Origin of the sequence: Thiorhodovibrio litoralis (assembly GCF_033954455.1) — a bacterium.
Taxonomy (GTDB): domain Bacteria; phylum Pseudomonadota; class Gammaproteobacteria; order Chromatiales; family Chromatiaceae; genus Thiorhodovibrio; species Thiorhodovibrio litoralis.
In genome coordinates, this window is the sequence record NZ_CP121473.1 from 772,578 (window position 1) to 791,651 (window position 19,074).

The window sequence follows — 19,074 nt, forward strand, 5'->3', positions numbered from 1 at the left end:
CAGGAATGTTTGGGAGCGGTCTCGGCAGCGGGGACCCCAAGAGCTCCGGATCGCAGCCACCGCCCGATGGCCAGGGCAGCGTGCAGGTGCAGCTCGATCCTGACATCAAGATCGGCAAGGCGAAAGTCTTCGCCGTCTATGGCAAGGGCGGTATTGGCAAGAGCACTACCAGCTCCAACCTGTCGGTTGCATTCTCCAAGCTTGGCAAGCGCGTGGTGCAGATCGGCTGCGATCCCAAGCACGACTCGACCTTTACTCTGACCAAGTCCCTGGTGCCGACCGTGATCGACGTGCTCGAGACGGTTAATTTTCACCCGGAAGAACTGCGCCTCGATGACTTCGTGTTCGAGGGCTACAATGGCGTCATGTGCGTGGAGGCGGGCGGTCCGCCGGCCGGCACCGGTTGCGGTGGCTATGTGGTCGGGCAGACGGTCAAACTGCTTAAGCAGCACCATTTGTTCGACGACACCGATGTGGTGGTCTTTGACGTGCTCGGCGATGTCGTCTGCGGTGGTTTTGCTGCGCCGCTGCAGCATGCCGACCGCGCGGTGATCGTCACCGCTAACGATTTCGACTCAATTTTCGCGATGAATCGCATCGCGTCAGCTATCCTTGCAAAGGCAAAGAACTACAAAGTGCGTCTCGCTGGGGTGATCGCCAATCGCAGCGACGAGACCAACGAAATCGACCGTTTTAATGAGGCCGTCGGGCTAAAAACCCTGGCGCATTTGCGCAACCTCGACATCATTCGCCGCAGCCGGCTGAAAAAGTCCACCCTGTTCGAGCTCGACTCCACACCCGAGCTGGAGCAGGCCAAGGAACAATACATGGTGCTGGCACAAGCGCTCTGGGACGGGCTCGACCCGCTGACGGTGAGCCCGATGAAGGATCGTGATCTGTTTGATTTTCTGGGATTCGATTAAGTGACCAATCCGTCTTATCAGCAACGCCGCGGCCAGATCGAGACCTATTTCGACCGCACCGCCGCCGAAGCATGGAAACGGCTGACCTCGGACGGCCCGCTCGGGCGCATTCGCGAGACGGTGCGTCAGGGCCGTGAGCTGATGCGCCAGACGCTGCTCGACTGGATGCCGCAGGATCTTTCCGGCTGCCGGCTGCTTGATGCCGGTTGCGGAACTGGTCTGCTAAGTATCGCCGCAGCCCGTCGCGGAGCAGATGTTGTTGCGGTGGACTTGTCCGCAACCCTGGTTGACCTGGCACGTGAGAGGGTTCCGCCGGATCTTGGTGATGCAAGCAACGGCTCGGTCGATTTTTCGGTCGGCGACATGCTTGATGCCAGCCGTGGTGAGTTTGATTACATCGTAGCGATGGACTCCCTGATCCATTACGAGCCCGAGGATGCACTGGCTCTGATCCGTGGTTTTGCAGCTCAGGCGCGCCGCGGGGTAATCTTTACCTTTGCGCCGCGCACGCCAGCACTGGCGCTGATGCATGCAGTCGGGCAGTTCTTCCCGCGCGGGGATCGCTCTCCAGCCATTGTGCCCATCCCCGAGAAACGCCTGCATGCGCTGATCGCGGCGGATGATGCGCTGAAGGGCTGGCGTATCGGGCGCAGTGAGCGCATTATTCGTGGTTTCTACACGTCTCAAGGGCTAGAGCTGATTCCCGCATGATGCTTGCCTACCGCCAACTCGCGCAACGCTGGCTGCGGATCGCGCCCAAGTATCTGCCCTTCGCCGATGTGGCGACACGGGAGTTGCCGCTCAGCCGTTTGCTGCGGCTGTCGCTGTTTCAGGTCTCGGTGGGCATGGCCGTGGTGCTGCTTAATGGCACCTTGAACCGCGTTATGGTCGTCGAGTTGGGCGTGTCGACCTGGTTGGTGGCGCTGATGGTCTCGTTGCCGCTGGTGTTCGCGCCGCTGCGTGCGCTGATTGGCTTCCGTTCCGACCATCACCGCTCCGCGCTTGGCTGGCGGCGGGTGCCCTATATTTGGTTCGGTACCCTGCTGCAGTTTGGCGGCTTCGCGATCATGCCGTTTGCTCTGCTGTTGCTCTCGGGCATGGGCACAGGGGAAGCACCGCCCTATGCTGGGGAACTGGGCGCCGCCATCGCCTTCCTGCTGGTCGGTGCTGGGCTGCACACCACGCAGACCGCTGGTTTGGCACTTGCCACCGATCTCGCACCCGAGGAAGCGCGCCCGCGTGTGGTCGCCTTGCTGTATGTCACCCTGCTGGTTGGTATGTTCGGCAGTGCGCTCATCTTTGGCGCCCTGCTGGCCGATTTCAGTAGCAAACAGCTGATTCAGGTCATTCAAGGCGCTGCGGCTGCCACCATGGTGCTGAATCTGATTGCACTGTGGAAGCAGGAGGCACGCGATCCGAGCCGCAACCGAGGGGCAACGCGTCCATCCTTCAAGACAGCCTGGGCGGAGTTCATTCGCGGCGGGCGGGCGAGTCGCCTGCTGGTGGCGGTCGGGCTCGGCACCGCCGGCTTCGGTATGCAGGATATTCTGCTTGAGCCCTACGGCGGTCAGATTCTGCATCTCTCGGTCAGTGCCACCACGGTACTGACGGCCATTCTGGCGGCGGGAACCTTATTCGCCTTTGGGCTTGCCGCCCGCCTTCTCGGGCGCGGCTATGACCCTTACCGGCTCAGCGGCTATGGTGCGGTGGTTGGCATCATGGCGTTCGTGACGGTGATATTGTCCGCGCCGCTCGGCTCGGTACTTATTTTTCGCGCCGGTACGGCGCTAATCGGATTCGGCGGCGGGTTGTTTGCCGTCGGAACTTTGACCGCGGCCATGAGCATGTCGCGCAACGGTCAAAGCGGACTGGCACTGGGGGCCTGGGGAGCGGTGCAGGCGACCGCGCTCGGGCTGGCGATCGCGCTCGGCGGAGCATTGCGCGATTTCTTCTCCCGGCTGGCGGTCGAAGGTGCGCTCGGTCCCGCGTTAACTGGCCCGAGTGTCGGCTATGCATTCGTCTACCATCTCGAGATTGTCCTGCTTTTCGCAACCCTGATCGCCGTCGGCCCACTCGCGCAGCGCGCGAGCACTGGTCAAGCGCGATCTTCCTCAAAGCTTGGCCTGGCCGAGCTTCCTTAAGTCAAACCGCACACGGAGGAATTCCGATGCCATCTGGTTACATTACACAATATATGGACGTCGCCCAGCTCACGCTCTGGGCGTTCTGGTTCTTCTTCTTCGGAGTCGTCTACTTCATCCGTCGAGAGGACAAGCGCGAGGGCTATCCTGTCGAATCCCAGCGCATGTTCGGCAAGATCAAAATGATGGAAGGCTTCCCGCCGCTGCCGGCGCCCAAGACCTTCACTCTGCCCCACAACGGTGGCGAAGTGGTCAAGCCCAGCCCGGATCGTCCGCAGTACGATTACAAGCTTGAGCCAGTCGAGGACTTCCCGGGGGCGGCCTTCCAGCCGGTCGGTAATCCGATGACTGCCGGTGTTGGCCCGGGTTCCTATGCTGTGCGTGCAAACAAGCCGGATCTGACCCACGCTGGCGAGGCGCGCATCGTGCCGTTGCGCGTGGCTAAGCACTTCCACGTGGTCGAACGCGATCCTGATCCGCGCGGCATGACCGTAATCGGTGCCGATGGTGCCGTTGGCGGCAAGGTCACCGAGATCTGGGTTGACCGTGCCGAGCCGCAAGTGCGCTACCTGGAGCTTGAGACCAACAACAAGAAGAAGGTGCTGCTGCCGATCAACATGTGCAGGGTCAAGGGCAAGCAGCAGGAAGTGAAAGTCCGTTCCATCAATGGTGCTCACTTCAATGATGCGCCGACCCTGGCCAGCTATGATCAGATCACCCTGGCCGAGGAAGACAAGGTCACGGCCTACTATGGTGGCGGTACGCTCTATGCGACTCCTGATCGGGCGGAGCCCTTTCTGTGAGTGAGTACGAAGTCGAGCCGATTCCCGGCTTGCCTGGGCTCCTCCCCGAGGGGGAGGAGCTCCTTTGGCAGGGCACCCCGCAGTGGGTGCCCCTTGCCAAGCGGGCCTTTCATGTCCGCGGGGTGCTGTTCTATTTTGGTTTGTTAGTCTTGCTGCGGGTAGGCTTCATCCTCACCGAGGGTGAAGGCTGGGGCCTGGCGCTGCAGTCCGCTCTATGGCTGGCCTTCCTGGCCTTTGCCGCCGTGGGGATTCTTTCTCTGTTGGCCTGGCTTTATGCGCGCTCCACCATCTATAGCATCACCAGCCGGCGGGTGGTGATTCGCTCTGGCGTGGTGGTGCCGATGGCGGTTAATCTGCCATTTAAGAGCATCGAGAGCGCCGGGCTGCGGGTCTATTCGGATGGGGCTGGCGATATTCCGCTGGCGCTGATCCCTGAGCAGAAAGTCAATTATCTGATTGTCTGGCCCAATGTCAGGCCATGGACGTTTTCCAAGGCGCAGCCGATGTTGCGCGCGCTGCCGGATGTGGAGAAAACCGCCGAGCTGCTTGCTCATGCGCTGAAGGCAGCGACTGAGGCCGAGTCCGCTGAGGTGGCTCAGGACCAGAGTTCGCAGCCGTCGGGTTCTGCTACCACACAATCACGCGAGGCGATTCGGGAATCCACTGAATCCTCCGATGCCGGCGCCAGCTCGGCTGGCGAGCCTTTGCCAACGACACCGTCATCCTGACGCACCCCGCAAAACGAGGTATTACCCTTGAGTGACCCATTCGAGGGACAGCAGTTTCCGCGTCCCGTGTTGATTGGCGCCGCCATTCTGATCAGTTTCACCATTGCCGTGGCGGCTTTTGTGCGCCTGACCGGCATTGGTAAGGATGAGAACGAGTTCGCTCCCGCAGTAGTGGAGCGTAAGCTCTATTTTCACGAGATTGACCCAAACACCATTGAAGTCATTGCCGACGGCGGTCGGATCGCCACCCTCGACGCGAACGATGATGGCTTCATCTTCGGTGTGTTGCGCGGGCTCGGGCATAACCGTAAGGTCAACGAGGCTGACATGGGGCAGCCTTATGTGGTCTCGCAGCGCGCCGACGGGCGCATCCTGCTCGAAGACCCGATGACCGGCGACCAACTCGACCTGCGCGCCTATGGCGTGGATAATGCCGCCGCTTTTGCAGATCTGCTTCGCGCCGAGCAACAAGGCGCCCCGACAGCAGCGGCGTCTCCGGCGGACGGGTTGCCAGGTCAGCCGCGCGCCGCCCACTAGCCAACAGCGGTGCTCCCTATGCTGAGCCTCGCGCTCGCGATTCTCTACGCGCTGTTTCTGTGGTGGGTCAGTACGGGCATCATCCTGTTTCTGAACCGTCTCGCGCCATCAACCTATCGCTGGAGTCTGCTTGGCGGCACCGTGCTGGGTGGGGTTTCGGTCGCGGGGGCCATCTGGTCGTCAGACCGCGCGGACATCCTCGGCGCCTACCTGGGCTTCACCAGTGGGGTGCTGATCTGGGGCTGGCTCGAGATGACCTACTTCATGAATGCCATCACCGGGCCGAGCAAGGCGCATTGCCCGCGCAATGTTCATGGTCGGCGGCGTTTCTGGCTGGCTATTCAAACCAGCCTCTATCATGAGTTGGCCGTGGTCGCCGTTGGGCTGCTGCTGTTCGCCCTGTGCTGGGGGCATGTCAATCAGACCGCCGCATGGACGTTCGCGGTGCTTTGGTGGATGCGCTGGAGCGCTAAGCTCAATTTGTTCTTCGGCGTGCCCAATCTGAACGAGGATTGGCTGCCGTCGCATCTGCGCTTTCTCACCAGCTATCTGGCCAAGCGCCCGATGAATCTGCTGTTCCCAATGTCGGTGACAGTGGCAACCGTGGTGATGGCGCTGCTGGTCGAGCATGCGCTCGACTTCCCTCCCGGCAGCTTCACCGCCCAGGCGGCGGTCCTCGCGGCCAGTCTGCTGGCGTTGGCGATTCTTGAGCACTGGTTTCTGGTGCTGCCGGTGGCCGATGCGGCCTTGTGGGATTGGGCGTTCGAGCCCAGCCCCACGGAAGCTCCAGCGGACGTCTCCGCTGAAGCCCCGGATGGCAGCTCGGGGAAGAAGCGTCCGGATTCTTCTGTCTCGTCGAGATAACCGTCACTTAGACGGCTTTATTTAGACGCGTTCTCGTTTTGAGGCTGTAGCTTCCCCTAACCGTGTTTATCGCCTGTGCCGTTGGTCTGGCAATTTGGCAAAGTGCATGAAAGGGGGTAAGCTTAGAAAATCGCTTTGTCATTGAGCTGGGTCAGTGTCACTGGCCAATGGCTGACTTATTCTGTGTGGCCTTGCCGCCTTTGGAGAAGCCCCGGAGGACGCCGTATGCGTATTCTGCCGGTTCACGTTACGAACCACTTGGCAACTAAAAGACGCCACGCAGAATTCTTATCCTGTGCCCGTAAGCCCGTGGTCACTCGGGTTTGGGCGCTGATGCCGCGCTTTTCCCTTCCCTGTTTTCTCTTCCATTCAAGTCGCTTTTTCACGCGGCCCATTCTCGCGCTTTTCGCTAGGACGGGACTGGAGCGCCGCCATGGGCGGTGCGCTCTCCCCGATCGAGGTACCTGGCCGGAAGTTCTTTGCTTTGCGTGCACCAAACTGCCGCTGAACCGCTCCGAGGTTGCCGTCTGATGACAAGCATGATGCCGATCGATATCTCGCCGGAACTGCTGACGCGATTTAGCCGTTTCGACCGCCCTGGCATGCCAGCGCCAGCAGCGGATGCCTGGGCCGATGGCTTCACCGGGGAAGATTACCGCCGGGCGCTCGGCGAAATTGGCCGGCATCCGGATGAGACCCTGGCGCTCTATCTGCACATCCCTTTCTGTCCCGGGCGCTGTCTGTACTGCGGCTGCAATACGACGGTTACGCACAACAGTCAGCGCATCGACGGGTATCTGGACGCTCTCGAGCGCGAGGTGGAGATGGTGGCGGACGCCATGGCGGCGGGGCGCGAGGTATTGCAGCTGCATGTCGCGGGCGGTACGCCAAACTATCTCAACGACGCCCAACTGACCCGTCTGGTGGAGTTGGTCGACAGCCGCTTCCGCATTCTGCCAGAGACCGATGCCTCGATTGAATGCGACCCGCGGCGTACCTCTGCCGGCCAGCTCGAGTTGTTGCACGCGCTGGGCTTTCGCCGTGTGACCTTCGGTGTTCAGGATCTCGAACCGCGCGTGCAGCGCTCCATCGGCCGCATTCAATCGATTGATCTGGTGCGCGATGTCTACTGGATGGCGCGCGAGATCGGCTTCGATTCCATCGGTTTCGATCTCATCTACGGCCTGCCGGAGCAGACCGCCGAGAGCTTTCAAGCCACCCTGGACGCCGTGATCGAGATGGCACCCGACCGGGTGTCCTGCTTCGGCTACTCGCGCGGGACCAGTCTGGCCATTCACCAGCATGCCATCGACGTCCATCGGCTCCCTGACGACATGGACCGCCAACGACTGTTCGAGCAGGCGGTCAAGACGTTCCTGGCCGCCGGCTATGTCTGGGTTGGGCTGGATACCTTCGTGCTCGATACCGATGATTTGGCCATTGCCCAGGACGAGGGGCGGCTTTCGCGTAACTGCATCGGCTACACCAGTATGCGAGCGGACAATACCATTGGTCTCGGTACCGGCGCGGCTGGCGAGGTCCATGGTCATTGCGTGCAGAACGAGCCGAACCTGCCAACCTGGGAGGCCATGATCGAACGCAGCGAGCTGCCGATCGCGCGCGGGCATCTGCTCAATCCTGCCGACCTGCGCCGGCGCGAGGCCATCGGTCACCTGATCTGTAATCTCGAGCTGCCGCTGGAACTGGCCGAGGGCTGCTTCGACGACGAATACCGGCGCCTGGCAGCCTATGCAAGCGATGGCCTGGTCGATGTGGCTGATGACCGCCTGCGGATCACGCCCACCGGTCGCTACCTGCTGCGGCATCTGTGCACCGAGCATGAGGCCTACTATGCTTGGGACCGCGCGCGCTGGCATTTTGCGAGAACCCTTTGAGCCATACTGGGCACAACGCTGGGCGGAACACCGAGCCTAACCCCCAGCCTATCCCCGGGCCCAACCCTGGTCTTGACCACCGCCATAACGAGGTGGAGCACGAGCAAGGACAGGAAGCTGACGCCGCAGAGGTCGCGCGTATTGGCCCCAATGCCATCATCCGTGTTGGTGAGGCTCTGACTGCCCTTGAAGAGAACACCCTTGCCGGGCTTGGTCTGAATCCCAGAGAGTCATCCTCCAAGCTGAGTGGGGCCGGGAGCGACCGGTCTGAAGGCAGCGCTCTGGCATCTTGTGGAACAACTCCAGGGTTTGAACTCACCGGGATCGGCGCGAAGATTTTTGCCGATGCGGGCCTAGAGCATTACCTCAATCATCCCCCTTCGGAAATGGTGCCGGAGTCCGAAGTCATCGCCCTGCAGCAGGCATTGCGCGCCGCGCTTCCGCAAGAGATCGCATCTGCCGTGTCGCGCGATGCCGGCCGTCGCACCGGCGATTATTTGCTCGCGCATCGTATCCCCAAGCCCGCTCAGCGCCTGCTGAAATTGCTGCCGCCGGGGCCGGCTTGCCGCATGTTGCTAAAGGCCGTGGCCAACAACGCTTGGACCTTTGTCGGCAGTGGTCAGTATGCATTCACCATGGGGCGGCCGGTGCGGGTGTCCATTGCCCAGTGTCCGATCTGCCGCGGCGCGACCGCCACCGTGCCGGTTTGCGACTTCTACGCCGGCTCCTTCGAACGCCTGTGCCAAATCCTGGTCAGCCCGCGGGCGCGCGTACACGAAACCCAGTGCCAGGCGCTGGGTGCTGCGGCCTGTGAGTTCCAGATCGACTGGGGGCGCTGAGCTTCTCGTGCTTCTCTCTCGCGGTGCCAAGCCGCGCTCTGCATGCTGTCCATCCTTGCTTCGCTGCTGACGGGCCTCGTGCTGGGCTGCGCGCTGGGGGCGTACCTCCTTCGCCGGCAGTGGCGCGAGCGCCGTCTGGCTACGCTAGCCACCGAAGCCCCCCAAACCCAGCTCCAGCCTGAGCCCCAGTCCGAGCCGGTTGATCGGAACCTCCGGCAACTCGAGTCCATCCTGGCTACGGTGGCAGATTCGGTATCCCTGGTGGACACCAATTTTGTCTACCTTTACGTCAACATGACTTACGAGCGGTTCATCGGCAAGCCACGCGCCGCAATCATGGGGGCGACGGTGGCTGATACCCTCGGCGATGATGTGTTCAGGCAGCACGTCAAGCCGCGGCTCGAGCGCTGCTTCGACGGCGAAACCGTCTCCTATGATGCCTGGTTCGAATTGCAGCCCGGCGCGCATTTCTTCATGTCGATGACCTATCGGCCCTACCGTGACAAAACCGGCCGTGTGGTCGGGGCCGCCGTCACCGGGCGAGATATTTCGGCGCTGAAGCGGGCGCGCGATCAGGTAGAGCTGGCACTGGAGAAGCAGCGCGTGCTCGAGGCCATGCGCGAGAGCGAGCGGCGTTTTCGCATCATGGCCGATGGCGTGCCGCTGATTCTCTGGGTGGCAAATCAGCACGGCGAGCTGGAGTTTGCCAACGCGGTATTCCGCCGCTTTTTCGCGCTGGCGTCCGATTCTTCGGCTCCGCTGCGGGATCTGTGGCCGCGGGTGTTCCATCGTGAAGACCTGGAAGTCTTTCAAGGCCGGCTGAAAGAGTCGGTGGCTGATTTCAGTGGTTTTGAGACCGAATGCCGCGTCCGCCGCGGCGATGGTGAGTGGCGCTGGATGCAAGTATCCGTGGCGCCGCATCGCGGCAGCACTGGCAAGGTGCTTGGCTTTGTCGGGGCGATGCAGGACATCAGTGAACGCCGCCGGGCGGAGGCCGAGGTGCGCAAGTCGGGTGAGCAGCTGCGCGAGCGCGCCGAACGGCTCGCGCGCTTGACGCTGCAGCTCACCCTGAGCGAGCAGCAAGAGCGTCTGCGCATCAGTCGGCTGCTGCACGATCATCTGCAACAGGACATGGTGGCGGTTAAGTTCCAGCTCGCGAAGCTCGACGCCAACCCGGCCCTTGCAGGGCAGGATGGTCTGGCTCAGGCAAAAGCGCTGATCGAGCAGGCCATCTCTACCGGTCGCACATTAAACGCCGATCTCAATCCGCCGCTGCTGCATCAGAGCAGCTTCGGTGCCGCCCTGGCCTGGCTGGCGCAGACCAGTCAGACGCGACATGGGCTGCGGGTGCATCTGCAGGTGGTGCGTGATCTGTGGCTCGAGCCCGAGGAGTTGCGCATCCTGCTGTTTGAGTCGGTGCGTGAGTTGCTGCTCAATGTCGTCAAGCACGCGGGGACAAGCGAGGCGACAGTGGTCCTGGATATCGAGCAGGGCGAGCAAGTCCTGGTGCTGGTGGACGACGCCGGGCGCGGTCTGGACCCGAACAGCAACGCGCTCGATCAGGGCACTGGGCTGGGTCTGATGGCCATTCGCGAGCGTCTGACCCTGCTTGGCGGCACCCTGCAGATTGTCAGCGGAGCCGAGATACGCGGCACCAGGATCGCGCTGCGGGTGCCCCTGAGCGAGGGCAGCAAGAACAAAACGTCGGGCAGCCAGTCCGCTCTTACCGATGGGAGCGAATCAAACTTGCGCCCGGCGCCGGCAGCGAAAAAGATGATTCGTGTTTTGCTGGCAGACGACCATGTCATGGTCCGTCAGGCGCTGGCGAGTCTGATCAGCGACGAGCCGGACATGCGGGTGGTGGGGGAGGCAGCGGATGGATTCGAGGCGATCGAGCTGGTGCAGCGCCACCAGCCCGACGCGGTGGTTATTGACTTTTCCATGCCGGAGCTTGATGGGCCCGGGGCGACCCGTGTCATTCGCGCGCGCTGGAGTCAGGTTCGGGTCATTGGTCTGTCGGTGCAGAACGACCCGAGCTGGATTGAGGAAATGCTTGATGCCGGCGCGGCACATGCGCTGAGCAAGGCTGATGTCAGCGAGGCGCTGCTCGATTGTCTGCGCGAGACTGTGTGAGAACCATTCGCTCGCGCCGCTGTGGCCGCTTCTTACACTGAATCACAGGGTTTTGATGTCTACGGTGGGCTGGTAGCGTGCCGGTCAGACCGAATCGACGAACAGATCGTCTGGCGGCTCGAGTAGATTCTGAAACCGTTCCACCGACTCAGCCGCCGCTGCGGTCTGCTCAAAGCGGGCGATATGAAACAGCGCCTCGCCCTCGGTGACCAGCGGGAGGTTGGTGCGACCGATGATGATGCCTCCCGAGGGGGCGGGCACCGGTGTGTCGGTGTCGCCGAAGGGGTCGGCGATGGTGGCCAGATGCGCGCCCTTGGTGACCCGCGAGCCGAGCGTTTTGACCTGACGCAGCACGCCGCTTTGCCCGGCGCGCGCCCACAGGGTCGAGCGGGCGACGGCCGGCGAATGCGTGGCGGAGCGACGGCCACCGCGCACCATCCCGAGATATCGCATCACCGCCAGAATCCCGCGCAGTCCGGCGCGGATGGCGAACTCATTGAAGCGCAGCGCCTCACCACCTTCGTAGACCATCACCGGCACGCCGAGCGCGGCGGATTCGCCACGCAGCGAGCCGTCGCGCACCTCGGCATTGATCAGCACCGGTGTGCCAAAGGCACTGGCCAGCTCGAGCATGCCGAAATCATCAAGCGCGGCGCGAATCTGTGGCAGATTCTCGCGATGGGCCGCGCCGGTGTGCAGGTCGATGCCGAGATCGCTGTCGCGCACGACCTCTTGCATCAGGGTGGTCGCGAGGCGAGCAGCCAGGGAGCCACTTTCGGAGCCGGGAAAACTCCGATTGAGATCGCGCCGGTCAGGCAGGTAACGCGACAATCGCACAAAACCGTAAGCATTGACCACGGGAACGGCGAGCAGGGTGCCGCGCATATTGCGCAGAACCGAGGTCGCGAGCAGACGGCGGATGATCTCAAGCCCGTTGATCTCATCGCCGTGAATGGCGGCGGTGATAAACAGTCTCGGTCCTGGCAGCCGGCCATGAACCACATGCACAGGCAGGATGACCCGGTTCTGGGTAAAGAGGCTGGGCAGCGGAATGTCGACCCGGGTGCGGCGGCCAGGGGCGATATGCTGTTCTGCAATCTGGAGCGGTTTTTGGATCAAAGGAACCTGTGTCCCTGCTGTCCTCAGCCCTTGCCGCGGGTGCGCGTCTTGCCGGCGGTGGCGTCCTTGACCAGAAAGTCGATGATCATGCCGGCAATGTCTTTGTTGGTGGCCGCCTCAATGCCTTCGAGTCCAGGTGAGGAGTTGACCTCCATGACCAGTGGGCCGTGATTGGAGCGCAGGATATCCACCCCGGCAACATTCAGCCCCAGGACGCGCGCGGCGCGTACCGCAGTCGAGCGTTCCTCCGGCGTGATGCGGATAAGGTTTGCGGTGCCACCGCGGTGCAGATTGGAACGGAATTCGCCCTCCTTGCCCTGGCGTTTCATGGCCGCGACCACCTTGTCGCCGATCACGAAGCAGCGGATGTCAGTTCCGCGCGATTCCTTGATGTACTCCTGCACCAAAATATTGACCCGCAGTCCCATGAAGGCTTCGATCACGCTTTCGGCAGCCTGCGCGGTTTCGGCCAGTACCACACCGATGCCCTGGGTGCCTTCCAGCAGTTTGATCACCAGCGGTGCGCCGCCGACCATTTTGATCAGATCCTGAACATCGTCAGGTGCATGCGCAAAGCCGGTGACCGGCAGCCCGATCCCCTTGCGCGACAGCAACTGAAGCGAGCGCAGTTTGTCGCGCGAGCGCGTGATGGCGACGGATTCGTTCAGCGGATAGACGTTCATCATCTCGAACTGGCGCAGCACGGCGGTACCGTAGAAGGTCACTGAGGCGCCGATGCGCGGAATGACCGCATCGAAACCCGTCAGGGACTCGCCCTTGTAGTGGATGGACGGGGCATGGGAGGTGATGTTCATGTAGCAGCGCAGCACGTCGACGACCCGGGCCTCGTGACCGCGCTCGCGGGCAGCCTCCAGGATGCGTCGGGTCGAATAGAGGCCAGCGTTGCGGGAGAGAATGGCAATTTTCATAGGATGAACCTGAGCTTTTCAGTGGTAGTTCGAAATCACAACGGTTGATTTCAAACGTCTTTTCCCGCGCGCAGGGTCTCGATCAGCAGCAGCGCGACGCCAATGGTGATGGCGCTGTCGGCGATGTTGAACGCGGGCCAATGCCAGTCACCATAATAGACATCGATGAAATCCACCACCCGTCCGGTGCGCAGCCGGTCAATCAAATTGCCGACGGCGCCGCCGATCAGCAAGGCCAGTGCCGCAGCTGTCATGCGCTCGCGCGCATCGAGCCGCAGCAGCCAGACAACCAGCACGATGGTGACCAGCAGCGCAAAGGCGGCGAACAGCCAGCGCTGCCAGCCACCGGCATCGGCCAGCAGACTGAAGGCGGCGCCCTCGTTGTGCATCAGGGTCAGATTCAGCATCGGCATCAGCGCGACCGGCTCGTGCAGCGGCAGCAGGCGCTCGGCCAGCCATTTGGTCAGCTGATCGAGCAGGATTACTGTAGCCGTTAGCCACAGCCAGCGGGCGCGGTAGGCAATTCCTTCGGGCGTGGTCATCTGCATCAGGCAAACTGCCGCGTCTCGCCGCCGCCGGCGACATTCTCGACACAACGCCCGCAAAGTAGCGGATGCTCATCATGGGTGCCGACATCCGCGCAATGGTGCCAGCAACGCACGCATTTCGGGTGCGGGCTTGGGCGCACTAGCACGCGCAGTCCAGCGGTCACTTCGCTGGCTTCGGTGGGGGCCTGTTCAAGGTTCTCCACCCGGGCGGCGGAGGTGATAAATACAAAGCGCAGCTCCGAGCCCAGGCGCTTGAGCAGTTCAGCCAGTGCGGGTTCGGCGTAGAGCACAATCTCCGCGTCCAGCGCGGCGCCAATGGTGCCGGATTGGCGCGCGGCTTCTAACGCCTTGCCGACGGCCGCGCGGCATTCGAGCAACTGGCCCCAGGCATTGAGGTCGAGCGGATCGGTTGCATCGAGCGCGAACAGCTGGTCGTACCAGAGCGCGGTGAAGACGCTCGGCTCGCGCGGCCCGGGGACGTGCTGCCAGATCTCCTCGGCGGTGAAGCTCAGAATGGGCGCGAGCCAGCGGCTCATAGCCTCAATGATGTGATACATGGCGCTCTGGCAGGAGCGGCGCGCCAGGCTGTCTTTCTGGGTGGTGTACTGGCGGTCTTTGATGACATCCAGATAAAAGCCGCCCATGTCGACCACGCAGAAATTGTGCAGTCGGTGATAGATCAGGTGGAACTGATAGTCCTGATAGGCGCCGATGATCTCTTGCTGCAGCGCCTGGGCGCGCGCGACGGCCCAGCGGTCAAGCGCGATCATCTCCGCCGGCGCGACCAGATCCCGCTCAGGGTCGAAGCCATGCAGATTGGCCAGCAGAAAGCGCGCGGTGTTGCGAATGCGCCGATAGGCATCGGCGGTGCGCTTGAGGATCTCATCGGAAACGCCCATCTCGGCGCGGTAGTCGGTCGCCGCCACCCACAGGCGAATGATATCGGCGCCGAGCGTCTTCACCACCTGCTGCGGGCTGACCACATTGCCAAGCGATTTGGACATCTTGCGCCCGTCCTGATCGACGGTGAAGCCGTGGGTCAGCACTGTTTTATAGGGCGCGCGCCCGTGCATGGCGACCGAGGTCAGCAGTGAGGACTGAAACCAGCCGCGATGCTGGTCGGAGCCCTCAAGATACAGATCGGCCGGTGCGCGCAGACCGGCACGCTGCTCGAGCACGCAGGCATGGGTGACGCCTGAGTCGAACCAGACATCCAGGGTGTCCGTCACCTTGTTGTAGTTTGCTGCTTCGTCGGCTGGTAGCAGATCGGCCGGCTGCAGCTCGAACCAGGCATTGATGCCGCCCTGCTCGATACGCTGTGCCACCTGCTCAATCAACTCCGCCGTGCGCGGATGAAGATCGCCGGTCTGTTTGTGGATGAGTAGCGCGATGGGCACGCCCCAGGTGCGCTGGCGCGAGACGCACCAGTCCGGCCGATTGGCCACCATGCCGTGAATGCGCGACTGACCCCAATCCGGCAGCCAGCGCACCTGCTCGATGGCAGCCAGGGCCGCATCGCGCAGGGCGGGGTGGGCTTTGGACTGACCCATGCCGATGAACCACTGCGGCGTGGCGCGGAAGATGATCGGCGTCTTGTGCCGCCAGCAATGCGGATAGCTGTGGCTGAAGCGCGCCGCGCGCAGCAGGGCGCCGCGCGCCTTGAGGATCTCGACCACCTGTTCATTGGCGTCGAAGACGTTCTCACCGGCCAGCATTGGCGTGCCGGGAAGGAAGCGCCCATCACCACCGACAGGATTATCCACTCGCAGCTTGTAGCGGTTGCCGACCAGATAATCTTCCAGACCATGACCGGGCGCGGTATGCACGGCGCCGGTGCCGGCCTCGAGCGTGACATGCTCGCCGAGAATCACCGGCACCTCACGCTCGTAGAAGGGATGTGCGAGCTTTAGCCCCTCAAAGGCATCTCCGCGCGCATAGGCGATGACCCGGTAATGGTTGATATTCCAGCGGTCCATGGTGTCCCGAATCAGGCCGTCCGCCACCAGCAGGCGCTCATGCCCGCCATTGCTGCCCGCGGGGCCATCCTCCACCTGCACCAGGGCGTACTCCAGCTCCGGGTTCAATGCGACCGCCTGATTGGCAGGCAGCGTCCAGGGCGTGGTGGTCCAGATCACGACCGACATCGGCCCCTCGCCGTGCCCATCGGGTACCGAATGGCAGCGCGCGAACAGGGCTTCTTCTTCCAGCACCTTGAAGCGCACGTCGATGGCGATGGATTCCTTATCCGCGTATTCCACCTCGGCCTCGGCCAGGGCCGAGCCGCAGTCGATGCACCAGTGCACAGGCTTAGCGCCCTTGTGCAAGTGCCCGGCATTGATGATGCGTCCAAGCGAGCGCACGATCTCGGCCTCAAAGGCAGGGGCCATGGTCAGATAGGGGTTGGCCCAGTCGCCGAGAACCCCGAGACGCTTGAAGTCCTCGCGCTGGCATTCCACCTGGCGTGCCGCGTAGTCGCGGCAGGCGTCGCGGAACTGGGTCGGGGTGATGCGCTGACCGGGCTTGCCCTTCTTCTTTTCCACCTGCAACTCGATTGGCAGCCCGTGGCAGTCCCAACCCGGCACATAGGGCGCGTCCAGTCCGTCGAGGCTGCGCGACTTGACGATGATGTCCTTGAGAATCTTGTTGACCGCATGGCCGATGTGAATGGCGCCGTTCGCATAGGGCGGGCCATCGTGCAGGATGAACTGCTCCGCACCGGCGCGCGCCGCGCGAATTTGGCCATAGACATCGCTCTGCTCCCAACGCTTGAGCATCTCCGGCTCGCGTTGGGCCAGATTCGCCTTCATTGGGAAGCCAGTCTTGGGGAGGTTCAGGGTGTTTTTATAGTCGGTGTCGGACTGAGTCACGAGATTGCTGTCCTTAAAACAAAGAAAATTCCAAAATCTAAAGAGTCGGGCTTGGCGCCGGCGAGGTTGCGAAAAACTCCCGAGCCGCCGCGCTGTCGCGTGCGATCTGCTCCTGCAGCGCCGCGAGCGACGGGAACTTCTGCTCATGCCGCAACCAGGCGCAGAACTCCACCCGCAGATGGGCGCCATAGATGTCCTGATCGAAGTCGAACAGATGCACTTCCAGGCGGCTGTCGGTTCCGGCAACAGTCGGGCGCGAGCCCACATTGGCCACTGCGGGACGAGCGACCGGCCCAAGCCCATGAACGCGCACCGCATAGACCCCTGAAACAGGTGTTGAATGACGGTGAAGATGCAAATTCGCGGTCGGGAAGCCAAGCGTGCGACCGCGCTGGTCTCCATGTGCCACCCGCCCATGGAGATAGAATGGCCGGCCGAGCAAGCGCTGCGCAAGTGCCAGGTCAGCGTCCGCCAGCGCCGCGCGCACCCGGGTGCTGCTGATGCGCTCCTGACCGTCGTGCACCGTTGGCAGGTTTGCAACCTCAAAGCCAAAGCGTTCGCCGCACTCGCGCAACAACTGAAAATCACCCGCGCGCTTGTGCCCGAAACGGAAATCATCCCCGACCAGCAGATAGCGCACGCCAAGCCCTTCAACCAGCAGGCGCGTGACAAAGCTTTCTGGATCGAGCGCGGCCAGATGCTGATCGAAACGCAGCACCACCAGCTGCCCGATGCCATCCTCGGCCATGATGCGCGCCTTCTCGCGCAGCCGCGTCAGCCGCGCCGGCGCCTGAGCCGGTGCGAAGAACTCCATCGGCTGCGGCTCGAAGGTGATCACTGTCGCCACAGCCTGATGCGCGCGCGCAAGATCAATCAGCTGCCGGAAGACCGCCCGATGCCCGAGATGCACGCCATCGAAGTTACCAATGGTTGCGACACAGGCCCGGTCGGAGGCGTGCAGGTTGTGAAGGCCGCGAATCAGGCGCATGGGACGGGTCGTTGACTGAGGTCCGAGAAAGCGAGGGTTATGGCAGATGGTTCCGAATCAAATCTTATCACTGCTGTCGGCCTTGAGCAGTATTGCGTCGGCATCGAGTTCAGCCGTGAGCAGCAGACCCTGGGCGTTTCATTCCCCGTGCGCGGGTTGCAGATGGCGCAACCGCAGGCCGAGTGCCAACAGGGTGATCAGGTAGACCAGAACCCCGCTGAGAATGACGCCGGTCATGAGGAAGGGCCGCTGGAGTGCTGGTGCTTCTGACCAGCCGACGTGCGCCGCGAGAAAGGCGATTAACAATGCCATCACGGCTGTGCTCAGCATGACCCGGGCGAGCAGTGCCAGCCAGCCAGAGGACAGCTGCGTGCCATCCTCGGCCAAGAGCACGCGCAGCAGCAGCCCTGCTCCCAGCGCGGCGGCGATGGATGTCCCCAGGGCGAGGCCGGTATGGCCGAGCGGTCCCATCAGCAACAGGCTGAGCAGCAGGTTGGTCGCGATGGTGATCAGGCCGATGCGAAGCGGTGTGCGCAGCTGTTCCCGGCTGAAAAAGCCTGGCGCTATGACCTTATGAGCCATGAAAAATGGCAACCCCAGCGCATAGGCCATCAGCGCCTGGCTGGCCTGAGCGACATCCGTTGGGTTGAATCGCTCTGACAGAAAGAGCGTGACGATCATGGGTTCGGCCAGGATCAGTAGCCCCGCCGTCGCCGGCAGACCAAGCAGCAGCATCCAACGCAGTCCCCAGTCGAGGGTGGTGTTGAAAGCAGCGGTGTTGCCGTCGTGATGCGTGCGGGCAAGTCGCGGCAAAATGGCCGTGCCCAGCGCTGCGCCCAGAATGCCAAGTGGAAAATCCATCAGGCGCTCGGCGTAGTAAAGCCAGGAAATACTGCCAGCGACCAGAAAGGACGCAAGCAGGGTGTCGAGCAGGAGATTGATCTGGGTGATCGACATGCCGACTAGCGTTGGGCCGAGGGCGGCGAGCAGGCGTTTGAGCTCTGGGTTTTGCAGGTTCACACGCGGAACCACCAGCAGTCCGATGCGCGCCAGCGCCGCCAGCTGCAGGGCCAGTTGCGCGACCCCGCCGATCAGCACACCAAGGGCCAGGGCGAAAACCGGCTGCTCGAGCCGGGGTGCCAGCAGCAGCGCACAGCCGATCAGCGACAGGTTGAGCAGTGCCGGGGTGAAAGCGGGAATGGCAAAATGCTCGAAGCGGTTAAGGACGGCACCGGCGAAGGCGGTGAGTCCAACAAAAAATAAATAGGGCAATGTCAGGCGCACCAGCGCGGTGGCGAGCTCATGCTGGGACGTCTCTGGGCTGAAGCCAGGTGCCAGCAGAAAGACCAGAACGGGGGCTGCAAGCAGTCCCAGCAGCGTCAGCACGAGCAGCAGGGCGCTCAGGGAGCCTGAGAATTCGCTGATCAGCTCGCGCGTGCGCTGGTCCTGGCTATCTCCGTTGCCAGCGCGCGTCAGCACCGGCACCAGGGTGGCGGCAAAGGCGCCCTCCGCGAACAGCCGCCGCATCAGATTTGGGATGCGGAAAGCAACGAAGAATGCATCCGTCGCCTGATTGGCGCCGAAGAGTCGCGCAATCAGCATGTCCCGCACAAAGCCCAGCAGCCGCGATGCCAGGGTGCCGCCGCCAATGCTGGCAACTGGCCGGGCGAGCGAAGCGGAGGTTTCGGGTAGCGTCATGGCTGTTTGTGCATTGGATTTTGCGTCATTACGCATTGACAGGGCTGCGCTGTCACATTAGC

General features: G+C 62.6%; 16 protein-coding genes. 10 read left to right on the top strand and 6 right to left on the bottom strand.

The features are described from left to right. The first annotated feature begins 5 nt into the window (after window positions 1-5). The 10 genes from bchL to Thiosp_RS03580 all read left to right on the top strand — a co-directional run bounded on the left by bchL (window position 6) and on the right by Thiosp_RS03580 (window position 10,863). Complete coding sequence (gene bchL / locus Thiosp_RS03535; protein WP_201066148.1) at window positions 6-923, top strand: ferredoxin:protochlorophyllide reductase (ATP-dependent) iron-sulfur ATP-binding protein; 918 nt, start codon at window positions 6-8, stop codon at window positions 921-923. After that, on the top strand, window positions 924-1,634 hold the full coding sequence (bchM, locus tag Thiosp_RS03540) for a magnesium protoporphyrin IX methyltransferase (protein WP_201065962.1): 711 nt from the start codon (window positions 924-926) through the stop codon (window positions 1,632-1,634). It abuts the gene before it with no gap. Beyond that, complete coding sequence (locus Thiosp_RS03545) at window positions 1,631-3,064, top strand: BCD family MFS transporter (protein ID WP_201065961.1); 1,434 nt, start codon at window positions 1,631-1,633, stop codon at window positions 3,062-3,064. The genes bchM and Thiosp_RS03545 overlap by 4 nt, the downstream gene beginning before the upstream one ends. Before the next feature lie 26 nt (window positions 3,065-3,090). Continuing rightward, window positions 3,091-3,867 carry a photosynthetic reaction center subunit H gene (puhA, locus tag Thiosp_RS03550; RefSeq protein WP_201065959.1) on the top strand — a complete coding sequence of 259 codons (777 nt, stop codon included), beginning with the start codon at window positions 3,091-3,093 and terminating at the stop codon, window positions 3,865-3,867. Then, entirely contained in the window at window positions 3,864-4,595 is a 732-nt protein-coding gene (gene puhB / locus Thiosp_RS03555) for a photosynthetic complex putative assembly protein PuhB (protein WP_201065957.1), read from the top strand. The genes puhA and puhB overlap by 4 nt, the downstream gene beginning before the upstream one ends. 27 nt (window positions 4,596-4,622) lie before the next feature. Next, window positions 4,623-5,132 (top strand): photosynthetic complex assembly protein PuhC, encoded by a 510-nt coding sequence (gene puhC / locus Thiosp_RS03560; RefSeq protein WP_201065955.1) that lies wholly within the window; start codon window positions 4,623-4,625, stop codon window positions 5,130-5,132. Between the two features lie 18 nt (window positions 5,133-5,150). Continuing rightward, the gene (gene puhE / locus Thiosp_RS03565; RefSeq protein ID WP_201065953.1) at window positions 5,151-5,996 is read left to right on the top strand and encodes a putative photosynthetic complex assembly protein PuhE; all 846 of its coding nucleotides are present in this window, start codon (window positions 5,151-5,153) and stop codon (window positions 5,994-5,996) included. A 530-nt stretch (window positions 5,997-6,526) separates the two neighbouring features. After that, window positions 6,527-7,891: an oxygen-independent coproporphyrinogen III oxidase gene (gene hemN, locus Thiosp_RS03570; RefSeq protein WP_201065951.1), complete on the top strand. Its 1,365-nt coding sequence runs from the start codon at window positions 6,527-6,529 to the stop codon at window positions 7,889-7,891. 92 nt (window positions 7,892-7,983) lie between these two features. Then, window positions 7,984-8,730, top strand: a complete 747-nt coding sequence (gene bchJ / locus Thiosp_RS03575; protein WP_323696822.1) for a bacteriochlorophyll 4-vinyl reductase — start codon at window positions 7,984-7,986, stop codon at window positions 8,728-8,730. A gap of 42 nt (window positions 8,731-8,772) precedes the next feature. Further along, on the top strand, window positions 8,773-10,863 hold the full coding sequence (locus Thiosp_RS03580) for a PAS domain S-box protein (protein WP_201065949.1): 2,091 nt from the start codon (window positions 8,773-8,775) through the stop codon (window positions 10,861-10,863). An 84-nt stretch (window positions 10,864-10,947) separates the two neighbouring features. On the opposite strand, the gene Thiosp_RS03585 is transcribed toward Thiosp_RS03580, so the two are convergent. The 6 genes from Thiosp_RS03585 to murJ form a co-directional block, all read right to left on the bottom strand. Next, the gene (locus tag Thiosp_RS03585; RefSeq protein ID WP_407702785.1) at window positions 10,948-11,979 is read right to left on the bottom strand and encodes a succinylglutamate desuccinylase/aspartoacylase family protein; all 1,032 of its coding nucleotides are present in this window, start codon (window positions 11,977-11,979) and stop codon (window positions 10,948-10,950) included. Window positions 11,980-12,005: 26 nt separating this feature from the next. Next, window positions 12,006-12,911: a 30S ribosomal protein S6--L-glutamate ligase gene (gene rimK / locus Thiosp_RS03590; protein ID WP_201065947.1), complete on the bottom strand. Its 906-nt coding sequence runs from the start codon at window positions 12,909-12,911 to the stop codon at window positions 12,006-12,008. A 50-nt stretch (window positions 12,912-12,961) separates the two neighbouring features. Beyond that, window positions 12,962-13,459 (bottom strand): signal peptidase II, encoded by a 498-nt coding sequence (gene lspA / locus Thiosp_RS03595; protein ID WP_242518480.1) that lies wholly within the window; start codon window positions 13,457-13,459, stop codon window positions 12,962-12,964. Continuing rightward, a complete protein-coding gene (gene ileS, locus Thiosp_RS03600; protein WP_242518492.1) occupies window positions 13,459-16,266 on the bottom strand; it encodes an isoleucine--tRNA ligase in 2,808 nt (935 codons plus the stop codon). The genes lspA and ileS overlap by 1 nt, the downstream gene beginning before the upstream one ends. Before the next feature lie 97 nt (window positions 16,267-16,363). Next, complete coding sequence (ribF, locus tag Thiosp_RS03605; protein ID WP_201065945.1) at window positions 16,364-17,314, bottom strand: bifunctional riboflavin kinase/FAD synthetase; 951 nt, start codon at window positions 17,312-17,314, stop codon at window positions 16,364-16,366. Between the two features lie 138 nt (window positions 17,315-17,452). Further along, window positions 17,453-19,048 (bottom strand): murein biosynthesis integral membrane protein MurJ, encoded by a 1,596-nt coding sequence (murJ, locus tag Thiosp_RS03610; protein ID WP_242518479.1) that lies wholly within the window; start codon window positions 19,046-19,048, stop codon window positions 17,453-17,455. Window positions 19,049-19,074: the final 26 nt, after the last annotated feature.

Excerpts from the sequence above, each read along its gene's own strand:
- hemN (WP_201065951.1), top strand. The coding sequence starts at position 6,527 with ATGACAAGCATGATGCCGATCGATATCTCGCCGGAACTGCTGACGCGA.
- Thiosp_RS03580 (WP_201065949.1), top strand. The coding sequence starts at position 8,773 with ATGCTGTCCATCCTTGCTTCGCTGCTGACGGGCCTCGTGCTGGGCTGC.
- Thiosp_RS03545 (WP_201065961.1), top strand. The coding sequence starts at position 1,631 with ATGATGCTTGCCTACCGCCAACTCGCGCAACGCTGGCTGCGGATCGCG.
- ileS (WP_242518492.1), bottom strand. The coding sequence starts at position 16,266 with ATGAAGGCGAATCTGGCCCAACGCGAGCCGGAGATGCTCAAGCGTTGG.
- puhA (WP_201065959.1), top strand. The coding sequence starts at position 3,091 with ATGCCATCTGGTTACATTACACAATATATGGACGTCGCCCAGCTCACG.
- ribF (WP_201065945.1), bottom strand. The coding sequence starts at position 17,314 with ATGCGCCTGATTCGCGGCCTTCACAACCTGCACGCCTCCGACCGGGCC.
- murJ (WP_242518479.1), bottom strand. The coding sequence starts at position 19,048 with ATGCGTAATGACGCAAAATCCAATGCACAAACAGCCATGACGCTACCC.
- lspA (WP_242518480.1), bottom strand. The coding sequence starts at position 13,459 with ATGCAGATGACCACGCCCGAAGGAATTGCCTACCGCGCCCGCTGGCTG.
- rimK (WP_201065947.1), bottom strand. The coding sequence starts at position 12,911 with ATGAAAATTGCCATTCTCTCCCGCAACGCTGGCCTCTATTCGACCCGA.
- puhE (WP_201065953.1), top strand. The coding sequence starts at position 5,151 with ATGCTGAGCCTCGCGCTCGCGATTCTCTACGCGCTGTTTCTGTGGTGG.
- bchL (WP_201066148.1), top strand. The coding sequence starts at position 6 with ATGTTTGGGAGCGGTCTCGGCAGCGGGGACCCCAAGAGCTCCGGATCG.